This window comes from Microcystis sp. M_QC_C_20170808_M9Col (genome assembly GCF_007095495.1).
Taxonomy (GTDB): domain Bacteria; phylum Cyanobacteriota; class Cyanobacteriia; order Cyanobacteriales; family Microcystaceae; genus Microcystis; species Microcystis aeruginosa.
The window spans coordinates 1-10,956 of record NZ_SFBZ01000063.1 but is presented as its reverse complement, the minus strand read 5'-3'; the positions used below and the strand labels follow the sequence as shown (position 1 = coordinate 10,956).

At 43.0% G+C, this 10,956-nt stretch carries 6 protein-coding genes; all 6 read right to left on the bottom strand.

Going from position 1 to position 10,956, the window contains the following annotated elements:
* Positions 1 to 329: 329 nt before the first annotated feature.
* The 6 genes from EWV68_RS04280 to EWV68_RS04255 all read right to left on the bottom strand — a co-directional run bounded on the left by EWV68_RS04280 (position 330) and on the right by EWV68_RS04255 (position 10,951).
* Positions 330 to 2,336 (bottom strand): hemolysin, encoded by a 2,007-nt coding sequence (locus EWV68_RS04280; RefSeq protein ID WP_287168932.1) that lies wholly within the window; start codon positions 2,334 to 2,336, stop codon positions 330 to 332.
* A gap of 482 nt (positions 2,337 to 2,818) precedes the next feature.
* Positions 2,819 to 3,565 (bottom strand): FkbM family methyltransferase, encoded by a 747-nt coding sequence (locus tag EWV68_RS04275; RefSeq protein WP_287168931.1) that lies wholly within the window; start codon positions 3,563 to 3,565, stop codon positions 2,819 to 2,821.
* 21 nt (positions 3,566 to 3,586) lie between these two features.
* Positions 3,587 to 5,083 carry a glycosyltransferase family protein gene (locus tag EWV68_RS04270; RefSeq protein WP_239698211.1) on the bottom strand — a complete coding sequence of 499 codons (1,497 nt, stop codon included), beginning with the start codon at positions 5,081 to 5,083 and terminating at the stop codon, positions 3,587 to 3,589.
* Positions 5,084 to 5,139: 56 nt separating this feature from the next.
* On the bottom strand, positions 5,140 to 6,549 hold the full coding sequence (locus EWV68_RS04265; RefSeq protein ID WP_287168930.1) for an FkbM family methyltransferase: 1,410 nt from the start codon (positions 6,547 to 6,549) through the stop codon (positions 5,140 to 5,142).
* A gap of 26 nt (positions 6,550 to 6,575) precedes the next feature.
* Positions 6,576 to 9,638: an FkbM family methyltransferase gene (locus EWV68_RS04260; RefSeq protein ID WP_287168929.1), complete on the bottom strand. Its 3,063-nt coding sequence runs from the start codon at positions 9,636 to 9,638 to the stop codon at positions 6,576 to 6,578.
* A 230-nt stretch (positions 9,639 to 9,868) separates the two neighbouring features.
* Positions 9,869 to 10,951 carry a PhzF family phenazine biosynthesis protein gene (locus tag EWV68_RS04255; RefSeq protein ID WP_287168933.1) on the bottom strand — a complete coding sequence of 361 codons (1,083 nt, stop codon included), beginning with the start codon at positions 10,949 to 10,951 and terminating at the stop codon, positions 9,869 to 9,871.
* Positions 10,952 to 10,956 lie beyond the last annotated feature (5 nt).

Sequence of the window (10,956 nt, the reverse complement as noted above, 5' to 3'; positions counted from 1 at the left end):
CAGACTTGGAAACTATCTCATCAAATTAGTCCCCCCATAGAACCCCCTTGAGCCATCTGGCACACTTTTCTCTTTTTGTCAAATTTTATGTTAAGAAAGATGTGACTAATGGATAGCTTATCAAGGGGGGAAGGGGGGATCGACACCCCCCTTATCAAGGGTAGGGTTAATTCATGAATTAACCTACTATGACTGGACCAGGGGAGCTGGGAAGGGAGGGTCTCCCTCCCTTTTTCGTTCCAAGGTAGAACCCTGGAACGAAAAAAGACCATCCTGAAAAAGGATGGTCTTTTATAATAGTCAACTCTGACTCGTCTGGTTACTGGAAATTAAGCGACGATAGTAAAGTTGCTGACATTTAAACCAGGCGCAGGGATCGCATTCGTAGTCGCAATAAGAATAGAACTAGGGCCACCGAAGGCAACACCATCAGCATCGTAGTACAACTTATTGTTAGTTGTGTCGTAAGCAAAGCGCACATTGCCGTAGTTAATAGCATTAGTAGTCAAAAGGTTTGCCTGGGTATCAACGAGGATTGTATTAGCACTGTTACTTGCACCTACCACAGCACTAACCGTCAAGGCGGCTCCCACTGCCGGAGCGCCTGCAAAGGCGGCATTACTTAGGGCGAACACATCGTTATTATTTGCTACTATGCTGAAGTCAGTGATATTCACGTTATTACCAGCAGTGGCTTTATTCAAGAGGAACTGGTCGTTACCACCGTTACCAGTTAGGTTATCAGTACCACCGCCACCAGTAAGGGTGTCGTTCTTTTCACCGCCTTTCAGGACATCGACTAATGCACCACCAGTAATCTTGAAGGAACCATTGGTTTCACGAGTAACAGGATCACCACCATCAAAGGTTAAGGTTTTGGTGGTGAAGGAAGAAGCATCAACAGTTAGAGTTGCACCACTTGCCACAAGGGTATCCACAGTGGTGATTTTGGTGTCAGCGGCGGTGTCTTCTTTAAAGATAATTGTCTCAACGTTGATAACTTTATCAAGAGCAGTAGGACTCAGACCAACTTTAACGGTTAAGGTGTCACTGCCATCTTCTCCATTGAGGGCAACACCATTAATCTGATTTACTTTCGCCGTCAAGGTAAAGGTGTCATTGGCATTGCCGCCGACAATCTGGGTTATAGTACTGCCTTTGCCGAGATTCAGGGTCAGTTGCCCACTAAAGTCAGTGGCATCCAGTCGATTAGTCCCATCAAATACAATGATATTGCCGTCAATGGTTAGGTTCTTGTCCCCGGTAATGACGAAGCTGCTCTGGGTGTTATCGAGGGCAAGGGTAGCCACATCTGTATTAACGTTAGACAGGACACTGGCTGCCTTAACCACTAGGTTGACCTTGCTTTTATCCAATAAGGTGGCCGCGATCGAGGCACCGGCAGTTGTCCCGTTCAGGTTAACGGTGAGATCTTTATTTAGTGCAGTCTCAATTAGGGTGAGATTGCTGGCGTAACCAGCCACAAGATCGATGGCGTAGTTGTTAGCATCTTTGATTTTTAAATCACCTTTGACCACCTCTACTTGTTTGGCTTTGCTAATGCCTGCCAGTTCGACGATAGCATTAGCAGCGCCAGAGAATTGGATGGTCTCGATGTTTTCGATGTTTGGAGCAACAAGATTAACAATCTGGGCGGTCAGTACGTCGTTGTCACTGGTGCTAGGGTCTTGAACGAAACTACTATTCAAGAACGTCAAAGCACTAACCTTATTATTGGCTGTACTGAGAAACTTACCTTCGGGAGCGACTTTGCTGTTAGCGGAAGCTGTCAGTACGGCTCCATTATCTAGCAAGGTGAAGGTAGTGCCTGTGCCACCACCGATGGTATCTTTCACGGCTTGAGCGGTAAGCAGTTTGGCAGCTGCAACTGAGGCTGGATCAGCTGTTACGGTGCTGATAACGTTCCAAGAGGTATCGTAGAGAGCCTGATCGAAGGTGGCAATACCTGCCTCAAAGAACTGCTGGGCGAAATCAAGGGCCGCTTGCGCCCGGTTAGCTAGAGCTTTTTGAATTGCAGGGGACTGGTACTGGTTAAGGACGATGGGAAAATCCAGAATATTGGGGATGCCGTTGCCATCGCTGTCAGCGGGGGCACCATTATTGGTGAGACCGAGCCAATTAACCCAGTAGTTAATCTCGGCGGCGTTTAAATCGGCTTCTTTTAAGCCGTAGGCGTTGTTAAAAACCTGTAGCACGTACTGCCGTCTGGTAGCATCGGTGGCGGCACCAGGGGCCTGCAATATGGGATAGGTCTGCTTGGCCGCAGTGGAATTGGCGAAAACGAGAACCGTTTGTTCCCAGCTTAGGGATGTCAAGCTAGGGTTAGTCTGCCACAAACTGATGTCAGAGGCTGACGGGGCTTGGGTAGCATAAAGAATATTTAACGAAGCGTATACTTGTGAACTTATGGCCATGTTTTTAACCTCAACTCCTCACGGTTGATAATTTGAGTCCGTCCAGAGGCCAGGAACCCCTAACTGCTACTCGGATCAAAGTGTAACAAATTTTTCCCGTTTGGGCAAGTAGAAATCCTGTGGGCATAAAAAAGTTATTCCTTAGATGGTCTGATGGAGGCTTGACCGTAAATTTTTCCCGCAGGAAAAACTGGGGGTAGGAAAAGCCCTCCCGACCATGTCCTAATTTTCCCTTCCCGAAATGGTCATTGTAAGGACTGTTAAATCCTGTCCCTTGCTCTCCAACTTGGTACTTGGTCTATCGCCTATCTGGGAAGAAAATAGACTGTTCTTCTTTTCCCTCGCGCGGCCAAGACTAGACGGGTTAGGAAAGTCAAGCCACTCTAGTTCTCATAGTACCAAATCGGGGCAATACCGGCTTGAGTATTTACAAAAATACAATCTAATGTGGTTAGCACTCCCGCTTGATCGCGATAGGCATCGGCCACATCCCAAAGCCGAAAATTAAAAGATAATAACCAATCGGCGATTTCGGTTAAGAGGGGAGTTTTTTGGCCATAGCCCCGATAGAGCCAGCATTCGAGAAAGAGAACATCGACTTTAGCTAGGGTTTTAACTGCCCCTTTCAGTATAGACAACTCCGAGCCTTGGGTATCAATTTTGATCACTTGGGGATGGGGTAAACCAAGTCGGGCAATTGCGTCATCAATTGTTAACATTTGCACCGAGATGGGAGTGGTGGGTTGACTCTCATCACCAGTCTGCAAGAGACTACTGCTCACCACGTCCGTGGAAACATTCATCGTCACCTCGCCGGAGGTTTCACCGAGGGCGTATTTATACAGATGAAAGGAGGGATAGACTCGCAGGATTTCTGAGATTAATTCCCGATAGTCGCTGCTGTAGTCGATGAGGGGTTCAAAGAGATAAAATTCAGCTTCCTGCAGCACCTGTTTGATATAATAGGACCAGCCACTATTAGAAGCACCCACATCAAAGATCACCCTCGGGGTGTAACCTAGGTTTTGTAGTCGTTTAAATACCTGTCGATCCAATTGGAGGACTTGAGGATCTAAGTCATCAAGCATTTTTTGGTAATCAGACCTTAATTGCAGTTTTTCAGAGTTCATATCCTTTGAATTACTTCGGGTTTATCTTTTTCGGTACAATTTCATCCCATAAGTGCCTGTATCTAACTGTTCTCCTGTATCGTACCACTGGGGGAGTGAGTCGCCAACAATTTCTGCTAATCCGGGATTCCAAGATGCTCTAGCACTGGCCCTAGGATCAATGACAATTAATGAAAGATTATCCCTATCCTCTGGTGTCATCTGCCCATTATAAAGGGGGAAATAAACTCGTTTAGCCCGAGACTTGAGGGCGTAGAATGTTTGAAAATCAGCATAGATGTGATCCTGAGGATTAATTTTGTTATTGAGAAAGTTTTGTACTTTAGTATAGTCATTGTTCTCCCATTTTTGTAAGGTAATTTGCGCTAGGGAAGGTAGTCCTAGTAAGTTGGCATACAATAATAAAACTAAAAAAGCTATACTAATAATTGTCGTCTGAATTTTGCCCTTATTTTTTTCTAAAATATTATTAAAACTCCAGCAGATACAAATGATTAAGGGAAACATCGACATCCAACTATAATAAAGTGGATATTTCCCCAGAAAACACATAGTAGTTGGTATGGTAATAACGGTGATCAAAGCAAAAAAGGAAGGAGAACGCCACCGGAAAGATTTGGTCAATAGTTCATAAAATATCAAGATGATCAGCAGTAGTGACAGTGGTGGAAAAGACGGATGCAAGCAGCCACCACACAGATAATCTTTCTGGTCAAAAAGTTTGCTCACTCTGGAAAATATTATATCAATGACACTTCTGTTAAGGTTGGCATTGGCAACACTATGACCCAAAGTCAGACTAACAAAATCATCCCAAACACCATTGGTTGAGTAAAGTGCATAAAGAAATAATATTCCTAAAATAAATCCCCCACTTAGAGCGACAAATTCCCGCCAAAATCTCTGAAAGTTGAAAAGGAGTAGGATAACGCCAAAAATTGTCGCAAAGACCACTGCTGACAATCCAGAAAGGGGAAAGAAAAATCCAATAATTGTCATAGTAAACCATCGAATTTTAGCATCTTTTATTAAAAAAGCCCCCAAAACCAGTGCTGATAAGAAAATGCAGGAAGTGTCGTACCTTCCCGATGTATAAATAAAGGTAATTCCTGCTGGCAAAAGACAACTAACCACTAGGATAATTCTTAGCCAAGAAAACTTAATTAAAGGCAATTTCTTGATGAATAACCAGATTACAGTGATGCTAAGAAGCATTAACACATAATTAAAAAGCCTAACTTTTTCAATACTAAATCCCAAAACTTTTATCCATAAAGCCAGCAAAACCGTATAAAGAAAAGAAGTGCTAACATGGAATTCCTGAGCATTTTGATGATACCAAGCAGCCGAGGTAAAACTGTCGTATAAAGCTAGATTAGCTGCTGGTTCTGCCAATACTACTTCATCTATCCACACGGGTTGTAATCTAGGTCCAAAGAATATGCCTACTAGCAAAAAAGCGATTCCCAAACCGATGAGAATCAAAATTTCACTGGTTAAGGAAATATTTTTTTTCATAATCATTACTCACCTAGTTAGTTAGTTTGTGAAAAAAATGATTGATGCCTAAGTTTCTAGGCTGAAAAATAAGTAGCTGGCATAACGGAAGCAGACCAAAGTAAGGCTTGATGGAAGACATGATAATCTTGGAAAAAGAAAACATTGCCCCAAGAATTATCGAGGGAATAGGCAGAATTACAGTAATAACTAACGTCGGAACTGCCCCAAATACGATAGATAACTAGATGCCAATGATAATCTCTTTCTTTCATGGCCTTGACTAAATCTGGTAATTGATTCATCGCTCCCGAACGACCAAAGGGGAAATTTTTATCCCAAAATTCTGCAACTACCACGGGATAACGATAGTTGCCCATACCTTTGATTACTTCTAAATCAAAGCCTTCTGTGTCAATTTTAACCAAACCAATATCTTTAGGTAATTCCTCGGCATCGTGGAGGCTGGCTAGGGTTTTAACAGTAACGGGAATAGTATCGGTAAATACTAAACCTTCGGAAAGAGAATGCTTGGTTAGACTGCTATAAAAGCTGGCATCTTGATAGGTGTTGTCTGGGGTTTCATCGGTGGCTATATGCAGTTCTTGAGTTTGATTTTCGGAACCGAGAGCAAAGGGAAAAAGCCGAAAGTTAGGATGATCACCGAGGCGATTTTTCAGCTTATCGATTACAGCAGGAAAAGGTTCAAAGGCATAAACTTGATAACCAGCTTGTAGGAGACGACTAGAAACATCGCCTCGATTAGCACCAATATCTACTGCAAGACGATGGGGAAGATAGGAGTATAAATAAGTCATTAATTCGATGTCTAAATCTTGAAAATATTTTTGATCGATAATGACTTTGTATTTTTGAGAGTGAATATCTTCAAAGATTTGGCGGTTATCTTCGCTAATTTGCTGGAGATTTTCTTGTATTTTTTGTATGGTTCCAAAAACAGCATCGCTTTGCTGTTGGTAAGCTTCATAAATTCTCTGGAAAGAATCGATAATTGTATCACTATGTTTTTGGGAGTCTTGTCGCACACCGCTGGCTATTTTTTGGAAAGTATCGAGAGTTAATTGGTGCTGTTTTTGAGATTGGCTGGCTATTTTTTGGAAAGTATCGAGAGTTAATTGGTGCTGTTTTTGAGATTCGCTGTGATTTGTCTGGAGTTTTTCCGTCAATACTTGCATATTTTTAATTATATCTACGGAAAACTTCAGCAAAAAAGCTTGATTTTCCAGTGATAAATCAGCCTTTCGCTTGGTTTCTGCATTTTCTTGTCGGATTTGCTCCGTGGAGTTATTAAGTTGCTCAACCTTAAAATCTAAGGGATCAAGCTGATTAAGTTTCTCCAGTTTTTCCAGTTTTTGGATTTGTTCAAGTTGGACATGACTGAGTGAATCAAGTTTTTCTAGAAATAAATCTTTGACCGCTTTAACTCGCTGAACTATTTTATTTTTGGCTAATAATTTCTTGATCATTTTGGCTAGTGATTAGGTAAATTGTCTTAAGCTTGACTGGGAGAATTTTCAATTTTGCGGCTAGTTTCGGGAACTAACAAATCCTGACGAATAAAAACCACTTCCTTTTGGAGGAGTGTGCCATCAATGGGAGATCTCCATTCGCCAGTTTCGTCATAATAACGGAAACCAAGCTGATCCAAAAGATTAAGCATTTCATTGAAGACGAGAGCGTTCTGATCATAGCGAATAAAGGAGAGTTCAGCAACGACTAAATCCACCTGAGCGATAAATTCTTTGGCTCCTTCTAAGACGATATGCTCGGCACATTGCACGTCTAATTTTAATATTCCTCTGCCAGAAATTTGCTCATCTGTCGCCACCTGATCGAGGGTTTTTACCGCCACTGTAATCGTTTCATAGTTTCTAAAATCGGCGGGAGTGAGCAAGGAACTTCCGTATAAATCGGGGGAAACCTGAAAACTTAACTGACCAGCTTGATTAGAGATGGCAATTTCTAGTAATTCCGCTTTAGGAATATTACAGATATAGTAATTTCTGGCCGATTGCTCGTATTTTGAGATTAGCGGATCGATGAGGATAAAGCGAGCTTCAGGGAATAATTGACTAGCGGTATGAGACCAAATACCGTGGGAAGCTCCCACATCAACCACAAAATCTGGCCGATATTTTTGCCCTCGCAAACGTCGCATCACTTGATAGACTTGAGCATAATCTTTATAAATAATTGCGGGAACGGGGGGTTCAATAAAGTGAACTAAATCGATCGGCGATCGAGGTAAAATCGCTTCAAATCTGTCATCGGCCGCTTGTTCCTTTTCTAGGGACTGCCGCACCCATTGATTGATCCCTTTATCCGAGAATTTTGCCGCTACCTTAACGGCATTTTCTCGCATTCTCTGCTGATTTTCTGGGTCAAGAACATAATCCACGGCTGCTGCCAAACTTTCAGGTGTATAATCACAAACCACACCGATTTGAAAGCGATTAATAAAGTTAGCCGCCGAGGTTTTATTACTGCCTAAAAGAATTATCGGGGTGTTAGCAGTGGCGAGGTTAAAAATAATCCGGCCGGGTAAACTAAGGCGAGACAATTGTGTCCGATCATCTCTTTCGTCCATGGTTCCGGTGGGAACAATAACAAAGGGATATGCTTGTAGTTGTTGTCCTAGTTGTTCTTCGGGATAAAGTCCTTGGCTATAAAGTCCCCATTTTTCTAATTCTGCGGCAGATTCTTTGAGCCAATAATAGTTAGAATTGCCATACCAATCTAGTTTAATTCCTGCCCCTTGAATACTCTCTAAAAGAGATTGGAACCATTGGGGACTCCAAATGCTTCCTAATAAAGCTCCCCATTTTTCTTGACAGCGTTGGGGAGAAACTTCGGCAACTTCACTACTAATTAGACGGTGGGGAACGATCGCCGGTAGGAGCCAAAATTTGTAGCCGTACTTATTCTCGTAAGCGTCGCGGAGTTCGGGATGGGTGGCAAAACGAACGGAACATTTGCTTAAAAACTCTTTCATCAAAGCATCGGGAATCTCCTGAACGCAGATATTCTGATCGTCCATGATGTAGGTGGCAAGGGGAACGTTAAATAATTCCTTAATAGCGATCGCTGTTAGCAAGTTGCTGGCGTAGTAAGGGACACAAAAAACGCTCTCAATCTGGTTGTGTGCGAGAGTTTTGAGTACAGATTGAAAGATTTCCGGTCGCGATAGTTCCCGGTGATCAAGCACCAGACTGAACGCCCCAAAATTCTGTTCCCCACCGTAGTGATTAGCGGAGCGTATGGAAATAACTTGACGATTATCAGGAAAGATTCTTTTTACTAATGGCCCAGTGCCGTGCTGCTGATTGACTTCACAGGCAGTAATGACAACACTGCCACAGACGCAGTGGTTCTGGAAGGTGGCAAAGCGATTATCGATGGGTTGTCCCTGTTCTAGTGATCGCCAGAGCCAATCGTCAAAATGGTCAGCTTTTAAACTGGTGGCTAATTGACGACTAGCCTGACGAAGTTTTAGCTGATAGCTATGGGTACGGAGTTTGGCAATTTCTGTTAAAAAACTTGCGGATGCGTAATCACAGACAGAACCGAGGTCAAAATCTTGCACAAATTTAGCGGCGGCACTATCTTTCTGTCCGACCACCAGAATGGGGGTGTTAGCAGCAGCGACAATGAAAGGGATGCGGGAAGGTAAGCTCAAATAGGCTATTTCCGGCCGATCCTGTTCTTCTGCGGAACTGCCAGTGGGAACAAGGGCGAAAGGAGCTTGACGTAGGCGGTTAATTAGGTCAGCCTGGGGACAGTAGCCTTGAAAGAAAATTCCATCCTGCGCTAATTCTTCCTCTTGGAATTGCAGCCATTGACGATTGGGATTACCATACCAATCAATTTTTATTTGGGATTCCCGACATAACTGACGTAGTTTTTCTAACCAATTCTGAGACCAAATATTACCAATTAAAATGCCTCGCCCCATCAGATCAGGCATGACAATTTCAGGGGGAAACAGATAGCTTTCGACCACGGGAGGGATAAACCAGATTTTCTGCCTGTATTTTTTTTCATAGACTTGGCACAAGGGCAGAGAAATCCCTAAAATTAGATCGCTGCTATCGAGTAATTTCTGAACTGCTTCATCTTCGACGGCATTAACATAGACGTTCTGATCATCCATCAGGTAGGTACAAACGGGGACCTGAAAGAGAGATTTAATTGCCGCCCCTACATAAAAATCTTCGGTAAAATATGGGATTACTAAAACTCTTTTCGGTTTTAAATAAACCAATAAACTTTGAATTTTTACTAAAATTTCCCCGTAGGAACAACCGCGCACATCTAGGCAAAAATTCTGAACGCCAAAATCTTGATCTCCTTCGTAGAGATTAGTGGTTCGCAGGGAAACTATCCGGCTAGTATCGGGAAAATTTCTCTTTAAAAGAACGCCCACCCCGTGCCGCTCGTTAACCTCGTTGGGTGAGACAATGATATCATAACTTTCTTGGAATTTGTCGGCAAAACTATTTAAGTCTTGTAAGGACAAACTAAGTTCTTTTTGTAGTTCCTGATAAGAGGTAAGCATAATGATTAATTTTAATAGGCTTTAGCTATAGACATTCCATTGACTCTGACAGGTTTTCTCAGAAAAACAAGGTATAAACTCGTTCTTGGTTATCCCTCTAGAAATTTTATATTTTTCCCTATACCCTGTCAAATTTATTCTTATCCATCCCACAAAACGGAGATTGATCCTTGCAATGCTTAATGTTTTAAGATTGTTCATCTCCTTTTTACTAACTTCAGTGATTGCTATCACAATGACCTTTTTATATCGCTTTTTGTTTCCCCATCGGGAATTATCATCTTGCCTTGGCAGACTAGAACTGATGCACCACCCACAGAAACTTCCGTAATTTCCCAGTTATTTTTCTGAAACTTTAATTGTATAATGCTGGGTCTGCCCATTTCCACCCCTTGAATTATCGTCCATTGATTCATCCCTTCCCTAGAAGATTCTAACCCTCCTAGATAGCCCGCTAAAGCGGCCACAGCCGAACCGGTGGCGGGATCTTCCATAACTCCCAAACCGGGGGCAAACATTCGGCCATAGAGACGAGATTGGGGTGATTCTGGGTCAAAACAGCAGACAAAAAGGGAATTAGCGGGGGATTGGCCTAATAATGATGACCAGAGAGTTAGATTTAGTTTTATTTTCCCTAAAATATCTCGATTTTTGACGGGGATGAATAAAAAAGGAAGGCCACAGGAAAAGGCGCGGGGGGGATAACCGGGTAAGAAATCGGCAACGCTGAGGGAAAGAATCGCCGCTAAATCATCGATAGCATAAATATCTGCCACTAATTCCGGCAATTGTGCCACTTTTAACTCACTATAGACCGGTTTTTCCCCCTCCATGAGAATTTTCACTGGTACTAAACCGACTCCTTCCTCCAGATAAATCGTGGTTTCTTGGTGGGGGGGAATAGCACCGATTAGGGCTAAAATATAGGCTGTGCCGACGGTAGGATGCCCTGCAAAGGGTAATTCGGTACTGGGGGTGAAGATCCGGACTTTTTTAGTGCCTTGGGGCGTTTCTGGCGGAAAAACGAAGACTGTCTCCGATAAGTTAAATTCGGCGGCGATTTTTTGCATCTGGGTGTGGGTTAATCCAGATGCTTCCGGAAAAACCGCCAGGGGATTACCGCCAAAAATGCGATCACTAAAAACATCGGCGGTATAGTAGGATTGACACTCCCGCCGCCAAGCTGAGGCTGTGACGGAGGATTCTTGATTCACAGAAACCCGCTTTTCGGTACAAGTACCAACGAGTCTTACAGTTTCTCCCCAAGCTTGAAATTCCGACTGTCCATCGGTATTTGTTGACAGTATTCTCATACCTT